The organism is Methanothrix harundinacea 6Ac (assembly GCF_000235565.1).
Lineage (GTDB): Archaea > Halobacteriota > Methanosarcinia > Methanotrichales > Methanotrichaceae > Methanocrinis > Methanocrinis harundinaceus.
In genome coordinates this window covers 2,292,566-2,309,317 of the sequence record NC_017527.1, presented here as the reverse complement: position 1 = coordinate 2,309,317, position 16,752 = coordinate 2,292,566, and the positions used below count along the sequence as shown (strand labels likewise).

Annotated in this window: 17 protein-coding genes and 2 tRNA genes; 9 read left to right on the top strand and 10 right to left on the bottom strand. The window is 63.3% G+C overall.

Features of this window, described 5'->3' with window-relative positions; all coding sequences use genetic code 11:
* Positions 1 to 40 precede the first annotated feature (40 nt).
* From speA to MHAR_RS10890, 3 genes are all read left to right on the top strand, one after another.
* Positions 41 to 1,840 carry a biosynthetic arginine decarboxylase gene (gene speA / locus MHAR_RS10900; protein ID WP_014587669.1) on the top strand — a complete coding sequence of 600 codons (1,800 nt, stop codon included), beginning with the start codon at positions 41 to 43 and terminating at the stop codon, positions 1,838 to 1,840.
* A gap of 194 nt (positions 1,841 to 2,034) precedes the next feature.
* Positions 2,035 to 2,466 (top strand): hypothetical protein, encoded by a 432-nt coding sequence (locus tag MHAR_RS10895; RefSeq protein WP_048144638.1) that lies wholly within the window; start codon positions 2,035 to 2,037, stop codon positions 2,464 to 2,466.
* 230 nt (positions 2,467 to 2,696) lie between these two features.
* Positions 2,697 to 3,113 carry a hypothetical protein gene (locus MHAR_RS10890; protein ID WP_014587667.1) on the top strand — a complete coding sequence of 139 codons (417 nt, stop codon included), beginning with the start codon at positions 2,697 to 2,699 and terminating at the stop codon, positions 3,111 to 3,113.
* A 267-nt stretch (positions 3,114 to 3,380) separates the two neighbouring features.
* On the opposite strand, the gene MHAR_RS10885 is transcribed toward MHAR_RS10890, so the two are convergent.
* Together MHAR_RS10885 and MHAR_RS10880 are read right to left on the bottom strand one after the other, a co-directional pair.
* Positions 3,381 to 3,453 (bottom strand) — tRNA-Asp (locus MHAR_RS10885).
* 11 nt (positions 3,454 to 3,464) lie between these two features.
* A tRNA-Tyr gene (locus tag MHAR_RS10880) sits at positions 3,465 to 3,571 on the bottom strand.
* 175 nt (positions 3,572 to 3,746) lie between these two features.
* Between MHAR_RS10880 and MHAR_RS10875 the strand changes: the two genes are divergently transcribed.
* Positions 3,747 to 4,289, top strand: coding sequence for a metallophosphoesterase (locus MHAR_RS10875; protein WP_048144637.1), 543 nt, complete (start codon positions 3,747 to 3,749; stop codon positions 4,287 to 4,289).
* A gap of 2 nt (positions 4,290 to 4,291) precedes the next feature.
* Positions 4,292 to 4,777 carry a methylated-DNA--[protein]-cysteine S-methyltransferase gene (locus MHAR_RS10870; protein WP_228369559.1) on the top strand — a complete coding sequence of 162 codons (486 nt, stop codon included), beginning with the start codon at positions 4,292 to 4,294 and terminating at the stop codon, positions 4,775 to 4,777.
* Here the strand turns inward: MHAR_RS10870 and MHAR_RS10865 are convergent.
* The 5 genes from MHAR_RS10865 to MHAR_RS10845 all read right to left on the bottom strand — a co-directional run bounded on the left by MHAR_RS10865 (position 4,762) and on the right by MHAR_RS10845 (position 8,845).
* Positions 4,762 to 5,415, bottom strand: coding sequence for an endonuclease V (locus MHAR_RS10865; protein ID WP_187287819.1), 654 nt, complete (start codon positions 5,413 to 5,415; stop codon positions 4,762 to 4,764). The two genes, MHAR_RS10870 and MHAR_RS10865, sit on opposite strands and share 16 nt — an antisense overlap.
* A 72-nt stretch (positions 5,416 to 5,487) precedes the next feature.
* The gene (locus MHAR_RS10860) at positions 5,488 to 6,489 is read right to left on the bottom strand and encodes a phosphate uptake regulator PhoU (RefSeq protein ID WP_014587663.1); all 1,002 of its coding nucleotides are present in this window, start codon (positions 6,487 to 6,489) and stop codon (positions 5,488 to 5,490) included.
* Positions 6,490 to 6,503: 14 nt separating this feature from the next.
* Positions 6,504 to 7,163, bottom strand: coding sequence for a phosphate signaling complex protein PhoU (phoU, locus tag MHAR_RS10855; RefSeq protein WP_014587662.1), 660 nt, complete (start codon positions 7,161 to 7,163; stop codon positions 6,504 to 6,506).
* A gap of 25 nt (positions 7,164 to 7,188) precedes the next feature.
* The gene (gene pstB, locus MHAR_RS10850) at positions 7,189 to 7,935 is read right to left on the bottom strand and encodes a phosphate ABC transporter ATP-binding protein PstB (RefSeq protein WP_048144635.1); all 747 of its coding nucleotides are present in this window, start codon (positions 7,933 to 7,935) and stop codon (positions 7,189 to 7,191) included.
* 40 nt (positions 7,936 to 7,975) lie between these two features.
* Positions 7,976 to 8,845, bottom strand: coding sequence for a phosphate ABC transporter substrate-binding protein (locus MHAR_RS10845; protein WP_014587660.1), 870 nt, complete (start codon positions 8,843 to 8,845; stop codon positions 7,976 to 7,978).
* 142 nt (positions 8,846 to 8,987) lie between these two features.
* Here MHAR_RS10845 and thsA point away from each other — a divergent pair, with 142 nt between their 5' ends.
* From thsA to dnaJ, 4 genes are all read left to right on the top strand, one after another.
* On the top strand, positions 8,988 to 10,634 hold the full coding sequence (gene thsA, locus MHAR_RS10840) for a thermosome subunit alpha (protein WP_014587659.1): 1,647 nt from the start codon (positions 8,988 to 8,990) through the stop codon (positions 10,632 to 10,634).
* Between the two features lie 112 nt (positions 10,635 to 10,746).
* A complete protein-coding gene (locus tag MHAR_RS10835) occupies positions 10,747 to 11,286 on the top strand; it encodes a nucleotide exchange factor GrpE (RefSeq protein WP_014587658.1) in 540 nt (179 codons plus the stop codon).
* Between the two features lie 34 nt (positions 11,287 to 11,320).
* Complete coding sequence (gene dnaK / locus MHAR_RS10830) at positions 11,321 to 13,180, top strand: molecular chaperone DnaK (RefSeq protein ID WP_014587657.1); 1,860 nt, start codon at positions 11,321 to 11,323, stop codon at positions 13,178 to 13,180.
* A gap of 108 nt (positions 13,181 to 13,288) precedes the next feature.
* A complete protein-coding gene (dnaJ, locus tag MHAR_RS10825; protein ID WP_014587656.1) occupies positions 13,289 to 14,515 on the top strand; it encodes a molecular chaperone DnaJ in 1,227 nt (408 codons plus the stop codon).
* Between the two features lie 105 nt (positions 14,516 to 14,620).
* Here the strand turns inward: dnaJ and MHAR_RS10820 are convergent, their stop codons facing one another.
* From MHAR_RS10820 to MHAR_RS10810, 3 genes are all read right to left on the bottom strand, one after another.
* Positions 14,621 to 14,911 (bottom strand): MTH1187 family thiamine-binding protein, encoded by a 291-nt coding sequence (locus MHAR_RS10820; protein WP_014587655.1) that lies wholly within the window; start codon positions 14,909 to 14,911, stop codon positions 14,621 to 14,623.
* Between the two features lie 50 nt (positions 14,912 to 14,961).
* Positions 14,962 to 15,603 carry an orotidine-5'-phosphate decarboxylase gene (gene pyrF / locus MHAR_RS10815; protein ID WP_014587654.1) on the bottom strand — a complete coding sequence of 214 codons (642 nt, stop codon included), beginning with the start codon at positions 15,601 to 15,603 and terminating at the stop codon, positions 14,962 to 14,964.
* A 93-nt stretch (positions 15,604 to 15,696) separates the two neighbouring features.
* Positions 15,697 to 16,503 carry a methyltransferase domain-containing protein gene (locus MHAR_RS10810; RefSeq protein ID WP_014587653.1) on the bottom strand — a complete coding sequence of 269 codons (807 nt, stop codon included), beginning with the start codon at positions 16,501 to 16,503 and terminating at the stop codon, positions 15,697 to 15,699.
* Between the last annotated feature and the right edge of the window lie 249 nt (positions 16,504 to 16,752).

The window sequence follows — 16,752 nt, the reverse complement described above, 5'->3', positions numbered from 1 at the left end:
GAAAGGCTCGGCCTAGTCGGGATCTGCAGGAGGAGGATGGATGTGGACGATTGAAGACTCCACCAACCTCTACGGCGTCGACGGCTGGGGGAATGGCTACTTCAGCATAAATGAGGAGGGTAACCTCTCGGTCTCACCGAGGAAGGAGGCGGGAGGGACCGTCGACGTCATGGAGATCGTCGAGGCGATCGAGGAGGCCGAGACCGCCCAGTTTCCCATCCTCTTCAGGTTCCCCCAGATCCTGGAGGACAGGCTCCAGGAGATCAACGGCGCCTTCCTCGCCTCGATGGAGGAGCTGGAGTACCGGGGTGGATACAGGCTCGTCTTCCCGATGAAGGTGAACCAGAGGAAGGAGGTGGTGGAGTACATCGTCAATGGCGGGAGGGATCTGAAAGTCGGGCTGGAGGTGGGGACGAAGGCGGAGCTCCTCGCGGCCCTCTCCCTCGGCCTCGGCCCCGACGCCCTGATCATCTGCAACGGCTACAAAGACCGGGACTACCTCAGGCTCGCCCTCAAGTTCGGGGAGACGAACAAGATCGTCATCGTCATCGACATCTTCGAGGAGATCTTCGACCTCCTCCGGTGCTCTAAGGAGCTATCGGCAAAGCCGATCCTCGGCCTCAGGACGAAGCTCTTCTCCCGGGGGAGCGGCCGGTGGGAGGAGTCGGGCGGGGAATTGTCGAAGTTCGGCCTCTCCACCGCCGAGATCCTGGAGTCGATGGAGATCCTGAAGGAGAACGGCATGATCGACCGGCTGAAGATGCTCCACTTCCACATCGGCTCCCAGATCACCGACATCCGGAAGATCAAGGTCGCCATGAACGAGGCGGCCAGGATCTACGCCAAGGTGAGGAAGGTGGCCGAGGTGGAGTACTTCAACGTCGGCGGCGGCCTCAGCGTCGATTACGACGGCTCCCAGACCCCCACCCCCGCCAGCGCCAACTACACCCTCCAGGAGTACTCCAACGACGTCGTCTACACCCTCCAGAGGACCTGCGACGAGGAGGAGGTCCCCTGCCCCACCATCGTCTCCGAGAGCGGCCGGGCGATCGCCGCTTACCACTCCTTCCTCGCCTTCAGGGTGATCGGGAAGAAGAACTCCAAGGACGGCCTCGAGGTCGTCGCGGAGGAGGACGACCCCGTCCAGATCGAGGATATGCGCCAGGCCCTGGAGAATATGGACCTGGAGAACTACGCCGAGTTCTACCACGACGCCCTCCACTACCGGGAGGAGCTCTTCAACGCCTTCAACCTGGGGAACATCGGCCTGGAGGAGAGGTCGAAGGGGGATCTCCTCTTCTGGAAGGTCTGCCAGAAGGCCGCCTCCTTCGCCGAGGCGGACGAGAACGACTCCGAGGAGTTCGAGAGCTTAAAGAAGCTTTTGAGCAAGAAGTACATCGGGAACTTCTCCCTCTTCCAGTCGGTCCCTGACATGTGGGGGGTCCAGCAGATCTTCCCGACGATGCCCCTCCACAGGCTCGACGAGGAGCCATTGGTCAAAGGTACGATCGCCGACATCACCTGCGACTCCGACGGCGAGATCAGGTCCTTCGCCGGGGAGAACTCCGACTTCCTCGCCCTCCACGACCTTCGGGGGACGAGGACTACCTCCTCGGCACCTTCCTCCTGGGGGCTTACCAGGACACCCTGGGGGACTTCCACAACCTCCTCGGCTGCGTCAACGAGGTCCACGTCGCCGTCGAGGAGGGGAGCTGGAGGATATCGAAGGTGGTGGAAGGGGACGCCTGCGAGAAGCTCCTGCGGTTCTTCAACTACGAGCCGGAGGAGCTCTTGGGCGAGGTCGCCTCCCGGTGCTGCGGCGATGAGGCCGAAGGTTTGAAGGCGAGGGAGACGATCCGCAAAGCCCTCAGCGAGTACTCCTACTTCAAGAACAGGTATCTGAAGGCCTGAGGCCGGGGCCGAGCTGCCCGGCGGCGATCTTTCTATGGATCGGCGGCCGAAACCGGATGGATGGGTCGGGGAGATGGGTAGCGGCCGCCAGGGTTTTCTATCCCCGCCCCAAAGTCCCGGTGGATGTTCTTTCTTAGGAGGAGGGTCGGAGGCGAGGTGACGGCCTTCGTCTCCATAAACTATGGGGAGGATAGGATCAGGCACCAGAAGGTTCAGCTCGCCTCCGGGGCCACCGTCCTCGACGCCCTCAGGGCCTCGGCGGAGGTGGTCCTCGCCACCGATGAGGGGGCTTGTGGCCACCGGGGCTCGATGGTGACGGCGATAGACGGCGTCGCGAGGGACATAGACCGCGGCTGGATATTCTACATCTTCGAGCGGGGGGACTCCGGCTGGCGGATCCCCCGGGAGATGGCCGACGGCGTTGAGGCCTCCGACGGCATGAGGATAGGCTGGAGGCTCTACAACTTCAGGGAGCTGGGGCCGATGGCCGCGGAGGGCCCCCTCTGGTCGAGCCGGTGCGCCAGCAAGGTCAGGACCTGCTCCCGGCTTTTCTAGCTCAGGGCCGCCCCAGGCCCCCTAGATCCTCCGGCCCACCGGAGGGAGATGGCCCCCGCCATCAGACTATCGGCGATCCGTTCCATCATCCTGGGCCTCTCCCTCCTCACGCCGGCGTCCCCGCCTCCCCTTCTATCCCAATTATGGTCGGGTGATCCTGGCCTCTCACCCGATCTCCGATAGAACTAAGTACGGAGCGGCCTTATTCAATTGATGGAGGAATCCGGCGTATGACTGATTATTGGGCAAGGTGGTGCGATAAACTTCAGCAGATCACGAAGCCCTATGAGCCCCTCGAGATGGATATGGCTCCTCCAATACTTCCCGGAGAGGGCCTCCTCGAGTACTACAGGTGCCTCGAACGGCTGATGAGGCCCCTGGACCTCCTCCAGGAGAACAGGGAATCCCCCGGGGAGGAGCTGATCGAGAGATATGAGGCCCTGAAGGAGCAGCTCGAAGGGCTCTCGGCGGCCCATCCCTGGTTCTCCGAGGACGAGTCCACCCAGGAGCTGATCCGCCTCCTGGAGGTCTTCACCGCCAGGAGGAGCGCCGATCGGGAGAAGTTCGAGGAGAAGATCGGAGCCCTCAGGAGGAGGATCGAGGAGCTGGAGGATAAGCTCGGCTCCGGATCCCGAAGGGCAGCCTAAAGAAATCGATCAGAAGGACTTCGAGGTTCCCCGGCCCCGGATGGGCCAGGGAGCCCCTTTGCTCCCCCCCGGCAGGGTCGTGCGTCTCACCGCCCGAGGGGCGCTCATCTTGCGGTTCTTTGATGGATAGATGGAATGCCGCACACGACGTTCAAAGATCGTATCAGCCAGTAATAAACTTTTCGATTGGATTCTTACAAAAGCCCCTCCCCGGGGAGGGGATGTGGGGTAAGGGGCGCAAGCACTGAAGGTTGCGCCCAGATTCAGCGCCCGGACCGGGAGTCGAACCCGGGTCGAAGCCTCGACAGGGCTTCATGATAGGCCTCTACACTATCCGGACTCAAAGCAAGGTCCCGCCTCCCAGATTCGAACCGGGGACATCGCGGTAGCCGCACGGTGCACCATCCGGTGCATAACCTACTACAGCCGCGCACTCTACCAGGCTGAGTTAAGGCGGGTCCAACGATGCAAAGCCATTCTCGTATATAGCCCTTTCGGATCATACTGGCGTGACGCATATCCGTTTCCGAAATTATGGCGTCAAAAGCTATAAATGAGGACCGCGGCCTTCCCATGGCTAGCGGGGCCGAGAGCCCTAAAGCCCAAAGCTCCGGCAGAAGGTTTGTGATTATCATGCTGATTGGTCTAATGTCCGACTCTCACGACAACTTTCCAGGCCTCCTGGAGGCGGTGGAGATCTTCAGGAGACGGGGCGTCGAGATGATCCTTCATGCAGGCGACGTGGTGGCTCCAGGGATGTGCTACGCCTTCGAGGGGTGGGCTGGGAAGCTAAAGCTCGTCTACGGGAACAACGACGGAGATCGAACCGGCCTCAAGCGCGACTTCGGCCGGGTCGGGGGGGTCTTCCTCGAGGACTTCGGCGAGGTGGAGGCCGACGGCCGACGGATCGCCCTCCTCCACGGGACCTACGAGCCCCTGGTGACGGGGCTGGTGGAGTCGGGGGCCTTCGACGTCGTCGTCCGGGGGCACGACCATCACCTCCGGGTGGTGCCGGGGAAGACGCTGATGATCAACCCGGGGGAGGTCTGGGGCCACTTCACCGGGAGGAAGACGGTCGCGATCCTGGATACGGAGTCGATGGGGGTGGAGGTGGTGGAGATGGGATCTCGCCCCTCCATCAGGGATATGACGGGAAGGCGGCCCCGGGGCGGGTGAAGGTGGCGGAGGATCCCGGTCCGACGGAGGGGCTCTTTCTGGAGCCCCTGGGCCTTTACCTCCTGGTGGAGAGGAGGGGTGACCGGATCTCTGGGGCACGCCTCTCCACGGAGCCGCCCGATGATATCCTGCCGGCCTGGTGGAAAGGGGCCCTCCTGAGGTGCTGGCTCGGCGGCGAGCCTTTGCCTTTCGAGCTGGACCTCTCGGGGCTGACGCCCTTTCAGAGGGAGGTCCTCCTCGCCACAATGGCGATCCGCCCCGGGGAGACGGCGACCTACGGCGAAGTCGCCGAGAGGCTCGGCCGGCCCGGCGCCGCCAGGGCGGTGGGGGGGGCCCTGAGGAGAAACCCCATACCCGTCATCATACCCTGCCACCGGGTGGTGGGGTCGAGGGATCTAGGAGGCTACAACCCCGGGGTCGACCTCAAGCGGAGGATTCTGGAGGTCGAGAGGTGGACCTCTCCGGGAAAGGGTCATTTTTTCGGATGAAAAATAGTCGACCCGGATGATATGGAGGCTTCGCCCATCAGAATGCGTCGCTTTTCGTCGTTTGCATCTCTATGGGCAGCGAGGGACGGGAGAGGAAGCTTCTCGCCCCGGAGGTACCGTCGGGCGAGGTCCAGGGCGGATTCGGGGGTGATCCGGTGCCCCGGAGCGACGACTATCGGCCGGCACTCCTTCTTGGAGAGGAGGACGTGCCCCACCACCAGTCCCCGGTGGTGGAGGGGGGACGCCTCCCCTTCACGCCGCGGCGGGTCGAAGGATCCGCATAGAACCCTCTTGGTCACTCCGACGGTAGGAAGGTCCAGGGCGACGCCGATGGCGCTCGCCATCCCCGCCCGCCGGGGATGGTTGATCCCGCAGCCGTCGACGAAGAGGAGGGTGGGCTTCGCCTCCAGCCGCTTCACCGCCTCGACGGCTGCCGGGCCCTCCCGGAAGGAGAGAAGGCCTGGCAGGTAAGGAAAAGTCGTTTCGAGGAGGGCCCACGATCTGGATAGGGGCCGAAAGGACGAGTCGAAGGCGACGGCCCCGCTGACCACCATCTCTCGGCCATCTTCTCCCGATATGAAGGCCTGATCAACCCCGCCGATCACCTCTTCAGAGAACCGGTTTTCCAGGACGACCAAAGACGCGATCTCCTCCTGGAGGGAGAATAGACGCATCCTCTCCTCGGAAGAGGGGACAGAAGGAGGAGCCACCTACTTCGCCTCGGGGCGGGGTCCCGTCTGGCTGAGGTTGATGGCCAGCTCGCCTATGTTCTTGATGTAGTCGAGGATCCGCTCGATGCTCGAGGCCACCATCCTCAGGAGGGCGTCCTCGTGCTCCCCGGAGGAGCTGGCGGAGGAGACCATCAATATCATCTCCCTCCTCAGCTGCCGGCTCAGCTCTATCACCTCGTTCGCCTTTCCGGAGTTGAGGAGGAGGAGGGAGGATATGGAGTCCTCGATGAGGCTCAGGAGCTGGGGGGATATGCGGCCCATCCCCTCGGCGACCTCGGCGGGGAGGGTGCAGTCGCACTGCAGGATCATATCCGCGATCCTGGAGGCGTGGTCCGCCATCCGCTCCAGGTTAGTCGCAGCTCGGGTGTAGTTGAAGGCGGTGATGGGGTCGATGGACTCCTCCTTCAAAGAGCCGGACCTGAGGATCTCCGTGAACTGGCGGGATACGAGCAGGTAGAGACGATCGACGTCGTCGTCCCTCTGGACGACGTCGGCGGCCATCTCCCGGTCGTTGGTCACCATGGCGGTGAGGGCGTCCTGGATCATCGACCTCACCACCGTCTTGATCCTCCGGAGGGCCCGCTCCGACTGGAGCTCCTCCGGATCGATCAGGTCCTGGATCAGGACCTTGTTCACCGTCTCCTCCAGGATCTCGGGGCCGATCAGCTTCTGGACGATCTGGTGGATGTCCCTCTTCTGGTCCGCCGTCATGTGGGCTCCCGTGACCTCTATAGTCCTGTACCCGGAGACGTAGCAGCCTATGATGTCCCTTATCAGCGGGTCGCCGACCTTGTCCCCGATCTCCAGCCTGGTGGCCAGCTCCCTCTCAGACCTGTCGGGGGAGAGGACCAGGGCGCCGTTGTCGCTCTGGGTGATGTAGATCAAGGAGCCTGGCTGGATATCGTTCTTCACCGCCCAGAGCTTGGGGAGGGAGACGATGAAGGTCGACTTTCCCGTCCTCTGTACTTTCCTGGTCTCCATAAAAACCTGCTAGATCAGTTGAGATGTTCTCGTTTCGCCTCAACCATGTATATGATGCTCTCGCATATGTTGCATACGTGGTCTGCGATCCTCTCCAGGTGCTTGTTGACCAGGAGGAGGGGCGTGGCGTCCTCGATCAGCTCGGGGTTTCCGCCGATGATCTTGAGGAGGGTGTCCCTCACCTTCTGGTAGAGGGCGTCCACCTCGTAATCCCACTTGGTAGTCTCCCGGGCGAGGTTCGAGTCGTTCTCCTTGAATGCCCTGTTCGCCTGGGCCAGCATCTCCACCGCGATCTCCGCCATCCTGGGGATGTTCTTCAGGCTCTTGACGTGGACCTTGTTCTTGGAGTGGACGACGATCCTCGCTATGTCCACCGCCAGGTCGCCGATCCTCTCGAGGTCGATACCTATCTTCAGGGTGGTGACGATCAGCCGGAGGTCTTTCGCCATCGGCTGCTGGAGGGCCAAGAGCTGCATGCACCTCTTTTCTATCCTCAGGTTCAGGTCGTTGATCGTCTGATCGTCCCTTATGACCTCCCGCGCCTTCTCCACGTCGTAGTCGCGGAGGGCATCCACCGACTTGGCCACTGCGAAGCCGACGAGGTCCACCAGCTTCTCCGCGTCCGCCTTCAGCTCCTCCAGCTCCTTATGATAACGCTCTCTGTAAGGGCTCATCTCTCCCCCACCTCCTTCGGTGAACTCATCCGAACCGCCCCGTTATGTAATCCTCGGTGCTCTTCTGGCTGGGGTTCTCGAAGATCTCTTTCGTCTCCCCGAACTCGACCAGCTCGCCGAGGAGGAAGTAGGCGGTGTAGTCCGAGACCCGGGCTGCCTGCTGCATGTTGTGGGTCACTATCACCTGGGTGTAAGACCCCCTCAGCTCGTCCATCAGCTCCTCGATCTTCGCCGTCGAGAGGGGGTCCAGGGCGCTGCAGGGCTCGTCGAAGAGGATGACGTCCGGCTTCATCGCCAGGGCCCTCGCGATGCAGAGCCGCTGCTGCTGGCCGCCGGAGAGGCCCATGGCGGGCTTGTCGAGGCGGTCGGAGACCTCCTCCCAGAGGGCGGCCTTTTTGAGGCTCTCCTCTGCGATCTTGTCCACGTTCTTCACCCCGTGGATCCTGGGGCCGTAGGCGATGTTGTCGCGGATGGACATGGGAAAGGGGTTCGGCTTCTGGAATACCATCCCGATGTTCTTTCGAAGCTCCACCACATCTGTATCTTTGTCGTAGATGTTGACGCTGTCATAGAGGATCTCTCCCTCGATCCGGACGATGTCGACGAGGTCGTTCATCCGGTTGAGGCAGCGGATGAAGGTGGACTTTCCGCAGCCGGAAGGGCCTATCAGCGCCGTGATCTGATTCTCCGGTATCCCCATGGATATATCTTTTAAGGCGTGGTTATCGCCGTACCAGAGGTTCAGCTTCCTCGACTCCATCTTGAATCTCATTGTAAGACTCCATAAATAAAATTTGGCCCAAGGTCTCCGACTATCCTCCGCCCTCCTGCTCAGGGGCGGCGACGGAGAAGAACCCCTCCTCCTCCATGATCCTCTGCCCCTCCGGCCCGCGGACGAAGTTTATGAACTCCGCCTCGGCCTCGCTCGTCCCGTCCCAGGTGTAGAGGTAGAGGGGCCGTGAGAGCTTGTATTGGAGGCCCTTGACGTTCTCCGCCGTCGGGCTGACCCCGTCGATGGCCAGGGGCCGGATCTTCCCGGTCTTGGCATATCCTATCCCCAGATACCCGATGGCCTTGTCGCTCTGGACGATCAGGGTCTTGATCTCGGCGTTCTCCATGGCGTTCACCTCGACCCCCTCGGTCTCGGCCATGGTGCTTCCCATGATCATCTCGTTGAAGGTCTCGCCGGTCCCCGAGCCGGGGACCCTCGCCACCGGCAGGATCATGGTCTCGGGGCCGCCGACCTCGTTCCACCGGGTGATCTCCCCGGAGTAGATCCTGGAGACCTCCTCGGAGGTGAGGCCGCGGACGCCCCCGTCATAGACCTCCTGGCTGACGACGACGGCGATGGCGTCGTATCCGATGAGGTGCTCGACAAAACGGTCGCCGAAGATACGGATCTCGGAGTCCTTCACATCCCTGGAGGCCATCCCGATGTCGGCGAGCCCCGAGGCCACGTCCTGAATTCCGCGCCCCGACCCTCCGCTGCTCACCTGGACTCGGATCTCGTCCTGGGCCCGGTTGAAGACCTCCGCGCACCTCTCCACGGCGGGGAGGACGGTCGTCGAGCCGGTGATGACCAGGTTCACCCTATCGCCCTCCTCCAGACACCCGGCCGCCGCGAGGACGAGAAACACCGCCGTAAGAAGCCGAATTCCCGGTGACATCTCAGGTTCTTTCAATCGATCGACCTTCGTCGTACCCATATATATAGCATTTTCCTATATAGTCTATATACCACCCCTCCCGTCGGCGGAGGCCTCACGAAATATTTATATAGAACTTTAAACTGCTGGTGACCAGAACGAATGGGGAGGCCTCGATTTGGCTGGATTGACAAATGCTCCGATACTGATCCTCAAAGAGGGACATAAGCGCGAGACTGGAAGGGACGCCCAGCGGAGGAACATCATGGCGGCGAAGGCGGTGGCGGCGGTCCTGAAGACCACCCTCGGCCCCAAGGGGATGGACAAGATGCTGGTGGACGGCTCCGGGGACGTCGTCATAACCAACGATGGGGCCACCATCCTCCGGGAGATGGATATCGAGCACCCGGTGGCGAAGATGATCGTCGAGGTGGCCCGGGCCCAGGAGGATGAGGTGGGGGATGGGACCACCACCGCCGTCGTCCTCGCCGGAGGGCTCCTGGAGAACGCCGAGGAGCTGATCGACATCGGCGTCCATCCGACGGTGATCGTCCAGGGGTACAAGGCGGCCCAGAAGAAGGCCTATGAGTTCCTGGAGGAGATGGCGGTGGAGGTCTCCAAGGAGGACCGGGAGATCCTGAAGAGGATCGCCGAGACCGCCATGACCGGAAAGGGGATCGAGGTCTTCAAGAAGGACCTCGCCGAGATCTGCGTCGTCGCCGCCGCGGCGATCGAGGAGGAGGGGAAGTTCGACGTCGAGGAGCGGGTCAGCTTCGTCAAGATCGGCGGAGGCTCGGTGAAGGATACGATCCTCGAGGAGGGGGTCGTCCTCGATAAGGAGAGGCTCAACCCCGAGATGCCCAAGAGGGTGGAAGGGGCGAAGATCGCCCTCCTCGACAGCACCCTGGAGCTGAAGAAGCTCTCCACCGACGCCAAGGTGACCATCTCCAGCCCCGAGAGCCTCAGCAGCTTCCGGGAGGGGGAGGACGAGGTCCTGAGGGAGAAGGTCGAGGCCATGGCGAAGGTCGGGGCGAACGTCGTCTTCTGCAAGCAGGGGATAGGAGCTTACGCCTCCCGATACCTCGCAAACAACGGGATCATCGCCGCCCGGAGGGTCAGCGACGAAGAGATGAAGTTCCTGGCCCTGGCCACCGGCGGAAGGATCGTCACCGACCCCCTGGAGATGAGGGGAGAGGACCTGGGGTCCGCAGACCTCGTCGCCGAGAGGAAGGTCGGAAGGGATAAGAAGATGATCTTCGTCGAGGGGTGCCACGGGGCTAAGGCGGTGACGGTGGTCATTCACGGATCGAGCGAGCAGCTCCGGGAGAACATCGAGAGGGCCCTGGAGGACGCCCTCTGGTCGGTGGCGACGGTCCTGGAGTCGAAGAAGATCGTCCCCGGCGGTGGGGCTCCCGAGATCGAGGTGGCGGAGAGGCTCCGGCAGTACGCCTCCACCATCACCGGCAGAGACCAGCTCGCCGTGAAGGCCTTCGCCGACGCCGTCGAGGAGATCCCCTTCAACCTGGCGGAGAACGCTGGCTTCGACCCGATCGACGTCCTCGTCCGCCTCCGGTCGAGCCACGGGGCGGGGGAGAGGAGCTACGGCCTGGATATCAACACCGGAAAGCCCGCCGACATGATCGAGGCGGGGGTCGTTGAGCCCCTGAAGGTGAAGACCCAGGCGATCAAGTCCGGGACCGCCGCCGCCACTTTAGTCCTCAGGGTCGACGACGTCATCGCCGCCAAGGTCGAGGGGCTGAAGCCGAAGCCAGGCCAGAGCCCCCACGACTACACCAGAAACCCGATGATGCCCCCCATGAGGTAGGGAGGGGAACGGGGCGCGGGGTCCGGAGGGGACCTTTTGCCCCTCCGGCCTTCCGATAGGTGGGGAACTTTTCGTCGACGACATCTTTCATCTCGACTGGCAAGGGTGGTTTATGAAGGTGAAGAAGAGAGGAAAAAAAGAGGAGGAGCCCACCGAGGAGGTGGGGACGGCCCCTTCCCGGAAGGTCGGCGATGAGGCGGAGATCGAGGGGGATGATCTGGAGCTGGCGAGGCAGCTCGCAGAGGCGGAGAGGCTCGTCGAGGAGCTGACCGATCAGCTCCTCCGGTCCAGGGCGGAGCTGGATAACACCGTCAAGAGGGCTGCCCGGGAGAGGGAGGCTTCGACCCTATTCGCCTCCGAGAGGCTGATGACGAAGCTCTTGCCCGTCCTCGACAGCCTCGATCAGGCCGCAAAGCACGTCGAAGGGATGGATAAGGTCAGAAAGCAGCTTCTGGACGTCCTCCGGACGGAAGGTCTCTCGCCGATCGAGGCGAAGGGGGAGAAGTTCGACCCCTACAAGCACGAGGCTCTGATGATGGTAGAGTCCGACGAGGATGAAGAAGGCACGGTCACCGAGGAGGTCCAGCGGGGCTACGCCCTCAACTCGAAGGTGATCCGCTTCTCCAAGGTCCTCGTCTCCAAAAAACGGTAAATATTCGGCAGTTCTACTCCAAGAAGGTGATAACGTGTCCAAGATCATAGGCATTGACCTGGGAACGAGCAACTCAGCCGCCGCCGTCCTCATCGGCGGAAAGCCCACCATGATCCCCAGCGCCGAGGGTACGAGCATCGTCGCGGGAGGGAAGGCCTTCCCCTCTTACGTCGCCTTCACCAAAGACGGCCAGAGGCTGGTGGGCGAGCCGGCCCGGAGGCAGGCGGCGACGAACCCCGAAGGGACGATAACCGGCATCAAGAGGAAGATGGGCCAGGACTATCGGGTGGAGGTCTACGGCAAGTCCTACACCCCCCAAGACATCTCCTCCTTCATCCTCCGGAAGATAAAGGATGACTCCGAGGCCTTCCTGGGAGAGAAGGTGGAGAAGGCGGTGATCACCGTCCCCGCCTACTTCAACGACAACCAGAGGCAGGCGACCAAAGACGCCGGCACCATCGCCGGCCTCGACGTCGTCAGGATCATCAACGAGCCGACGGCCGCAGCCCTCGCCTACGGCATGGACAAGGAGGGAGAGGCGACCCTCATGGTCTTCGACCTCGGCGGAGGGACCCTCGACGTCACCATCATGGAGGCGGGGGAGGGGGTCTTCGAGGTCAAGTCGACGAGCGGCGACACCCAGCTCGGCGGCCGGGACATGGACGAGATCCTCACCAATTACGTCGTCGAGAGGTACAGGCAGGAGTCGGGGATCGACCTCAAAGGCGACAGGATGGCGATGCAGAGGCTGAGGGAGGCGGTGGAGATCGCGAAGATCGAGCTATCATCGGTCCTCCAGACGACGATCAACCTCCCCTACATCACTGCGGACCAGACCGGCCCCAAGCACCTGGAGATGACGATAACCCGGGCGAAGCTGGAGGAGCTGATAAAGGAGGTCCTGGAGCGGTGCCGCAACCCCATGATCCAGGCGATACGGGACGCCAAGCTCGATAAGTCCGGGATCGACAAGATCGTCCTCGTCGGGGGCCCCACCAGGATGCCCGCCGTCAGGAAGTTCGTCACCGAGTTCATGGGCAAGGAGCCGGAGGGGGGCGTCGACCCCATGGAGTGCGTCGCCATAGGGGCGGCGGTCCAGGGCGGGGTCCTGGGAGGCGAGGTGAAGGACATCCTCCTCCTGGACGTCACCCCCCTCTCCCTGGGGATCGAGACCCTCGGGGGGGTCGCGACGAAGCTGATCGAGAGGAACACCACCATCCCGACGAGGAAGAGCCAGATCTTCACGACGGCCGCCGACAACCAGACGACCGTCGAGATCCACGTCCTCCAGGGGGAGAGGCCCCTCGCCAAGGACAACACCTCCCTGGGGCGGTTCACCCTCTCGGGGATACCTCCGGCGCCGAGGGGGATACCCCAGATCGAGGTGGCCTTCGACATCGACGCGAACGGGATTTTGAACGTCTCGGCCAAAGACCTCGCCACCGGAAAAGAGCAGGCGATCACCATCTCCGCCCCCCACAAGCTCTCCCAGAACGAGATCGAGCGGAAGATCCGAGAGGCGGAGCAGCACGCCTACGAGGATACCAGGAGGAAGGAGGAGATCGAGGCGAAGAACCAGGCCGAGACCCTCGTCTACACCGCGGAGAAGACCCTCAAGGATGCGGGGGAGGTGGTCACCGCCGACCAGAAGGAGAAGATCGAGAGGGCGATCGGGGAGGCGAAGGAGGCTCTGGCCGGCGGGGATATCGCCAAGATAAAGGAGAAGACTGAGGCCCTCCAGAACGCCATCTACGAGCTCTCGACGGCGATGTATCAGCGGGCGGCAGAGCAGCAGCAGCGAGAGCAGGAGAAACAGCAGCAGAGCCAGGGAGGCCCCACCGCCTCAGGGGAGACGATAGACGCCGACTTCGAGGTCGTCAACGACAAGAGATGAGGTCCGCGTCCCGGGTAGGAGGAGGACGGCCCCTTGGGAGCCGCCCTCCCTGGCCGGAGGATGAGAGGCGATCTGTGGTGGGAGTTTAGGATCTGGAGAGGATAGGCGGTGGCGGGGAGCAAGAGAGACTACTACGAGGTCCTCGGGGTCGGAAAAGAGACGGACCAGAAGGAGATCAAGAGCGCTTACCGGAAGCTAGCCCTCAAGTACCATCCCGATCGGTCCCAGGAGCCCGACGCCGAGGAGAGGTTCAAGGAGATCTCCGAGGCCTACGCCGTCCTCTCCGACCCCGACAAGAGGAGGCAGTACGATCAGTTCGGCCACGCCGGGATCGACGGCCGCTACTCCCAGGAGGACCTCTTCCGGGGGGTGGACTTCGAGGACCTCCTCCGGGGCTTCGGCTTCGGCGGGGGGTTTGGCGGCGGCGGGTCCATCTTCGAGATGTTCTTCGGAGGCGGAAGGGGCGGCCGCCGGGGGCCGTCCCGGGGGCGAGACCTCCGCTACGACCTGGAGATGACCCTGGAGGAGGTGGCGAAGGGCGTTGAGACCTCCATCGAGGTTCCCCGGATGGAGGCCTGCTCTACTTGCGGCGGCACCGGGGCGAAGCCGGGAACCAGTCCCCAGACCTGTGACCAGTGCCAGGGATCTGGCCAGGTGACGAGGGTCCAGAAGACCCCCTTCGGGCAGATGATGACCTCTTCCACTTGCCCGAAGTGCGGGGGCCGCGGCCAGACCGTCTCCGACCCCTGCTCTGAGTGCCGGGGGTCGGGGCGGGTCCGGAAGACGAGGAGGATCAACGTCAAGGTCCCGGCGGGGGTGGACTCCGGCCAGCACCTGAGGCTTGGTGGCCAGGGGGAGGCGAGCCCCGACCCCGGCGGCGAATCCGGCGATTTATACGTCTTCGTCAACGTCCGCCCCCACCCCCTCTTCAAGAGGGCCGACGACGACCTCCTCTACGAGGCGGACCTCTCCATCACCCAGGCGGCTCTGGGAGCCGACCTGGAGGTGCCGACCCTCGACGGGATGCGGGCTAGGATAAAGGTACCCCCCGGGACCCAGAGCGGCTCGGTCTTCCGGCTGAAGGGGAAGGGGATCCCCCGCCTCCACGGCTTCGGCGGGACCGGCGACATGCACGTCCGGGTGAACGTCAAGACCCCCGCCACCCTCACCGGGAGGCAGAGGGAGCTGCTGGAGGAGCTGGCGGTCGAGTTCGGCGAGGGAGAGAGGGAGTCCAAAGGGACCGAGGGCGCCAGGGGGAAGGAGAAGCCTGGAGAGAAGAAGGAGAAGGGGCTCCTCGGCAAGATCGTCGACGAGGTGAAGGGGGCGGTCCAGTGACCCGGCCCTGCCGATAAACTGCATCATCATCCCTGATCTCCAACCCTTAATCGGCCTCCCTCGGCCCCTCATCCGTCGCCTTCTCCAGGATCTACCTCTCCCGCCTCACCTTCTTATCGCCTCCATCTTCGTCTCGATGGAGATCTCCTTATCCAGCCGGTGGTCGATCTTGATGGTGGTGACGATCCTCCCCGCCCCCATCCCCGCCAGGACGGCGTCGGCCTTCTCCACCACCTCAAAGATCTCTTTCATCGAACCCGCCTCGATAGAGGTTGACATGGGGCCGGGGACGAACTTGAGCCCCGACTCCTTCAGGACCTGGTGGACGGCCCGGACGTACCGGCTGGCGCTCGTCCCCGTCCCCATCGTTATCATGGAAAGCTCCGCGACTATCATGGACTGTATCTCCTACCGCGGACGATAAAAAAGTTTTTACGAATCAGGCGTCAGCGGATCTCCCTCAGGATGGCGTCCGCCGAGGCCGCCGGGTTCGGCGACTCGGTGATACTCCTTCCGACGATGAGGCTGTCGGCCCCGGCTTTCAGGGCTGCCGAAGGCGATCCGCCCTGGACCCCCACCCCCGGGGATATTATCGCCCGCTCGCCGACGATCGACCTGACGAGGCTTATCCTCTCGGGCCGGGTGGCGGGGGCGACGACCCCGTCGACGCCGCAGTCCGCCGCCATCCGGGCGAGCCTCTCGGCGGCCGGTCCCATCAGCTCCTCCGCCCCGGGGTGGCTCATCTCCGTAACGGCGAAGACGAGGCCCCCTGCCTCCCGGGCAGCCTCGACGCAGGCGGAGAGGCTGTCCCGCCCCACAAAGGCGTGGGCTATAATCCCGGCGGCCCCCGAATCCAAGACCTCCTCGCAGATGAGGGTGTTGGTGTTTGGGATGTCAGCGATCTTCAGGTCGGCGATGACCGGCGCGATCCTGGCGATCTCTCCGACGATGTCGAGCCCCGCCGCCAGGATGAGGGGGTAGCCGACCTTGACGTAGTCGACCCTATCCTTCAGGGCGGTGGCGAGGTGGAGGGCCCTATCTCTCGACAGGACGTCGAGGGCGAGGATGAGGCGGGAGTTTAGGATCATGGGGGTGAGGTGGGATGGAGGGGCTAATTATCTTTTCGACCTTTAGGCTCATGTGACGGAAGCGATCGGCCCGGCACGTCCGGCTCATTCGGCTCATCCCTTCTTTCCGGTCGCCTTGAAGAAGGTGTAGCAGAAGACCCCGTCCTCCTCCGCCGTCCTGTACAGGTCGGATACCCCCAAATCGAACTCCTCCTCCTCCATCATCCCCTCCGCCAGCGCCGCATCCCGGACCCCCTCGATCATGGCGGTGAAGGTCTTCCGGGTGAACCCGTCCGCCATCGCGGGCCTGGACCCGTCGGCGTAGACCATCCGGGGGGAGACGCAGACCTCGGCGAACCCGGCCCGGACGAGGAGCGGATAAAGCTCCCGCCCGATCATGGCGTTCCCCCCCGCCCTCTCCTGGAGCCTCACCTGGCAGCCGATGGCCTGCCGGGCGGCGGGGCTGTCGGGGTAGAAGTACGCCGAGCCGTGGTCCCCCTCGATCGCCGTGATCGTCCCTCCCGGCTTGATGAACTCCTTGAGGATGGAGAGGGCCTCGACGGGCCGCGGGAGGTGCTCCAGGACGAAGCAGACGAAGAGGTGGTCGAAGGAGGCCTTTCGGAAGGGGAGGCTGAAGATGTCCCCCTGGAGGACCCGGACGTTTGCGAGGCCCGCGGCCTCCGCCCTCCCCCTCGCCTCGGCGGCGGAGGGGCGGGAGATCTCGAGGGCGACGATCGTCGAGGCGGGGCTGTTTTGTGCGAGGGGGAGGGTCTGGGCCCCGACGCCGCAGCCCGCCTCCAGGACGAGGGACCCCGGAGGGTAGGAGGTGTCGGAGTGGAGGAGGTCGACCAGGGTCGCCGCCTGGTCCTGGAGCCGGGTGCTCTCCCTCGGGTGGTAGCCGTGGACGTAGGGATCGGCCATGGACGGATTTTTGCCGGCGGTTTATATCAGGATTTCCGGTGAATGTGAGCTGACGGTGGAGGACATCGTTAGAGCATCAGCGCATCGATGACGACCCGATCCCGACATAATTGGAGAAACTTAAATAAGCGATCTAGTAAATCGATGGAAGAGGGCAAAGATACCGATAATGACAAGGGGCTCTACGATGACAGTTCCACTCCGCTCCATCGCCGCTGGTGAGCCTAGTCGCTGGCCTGCTGACGCTGG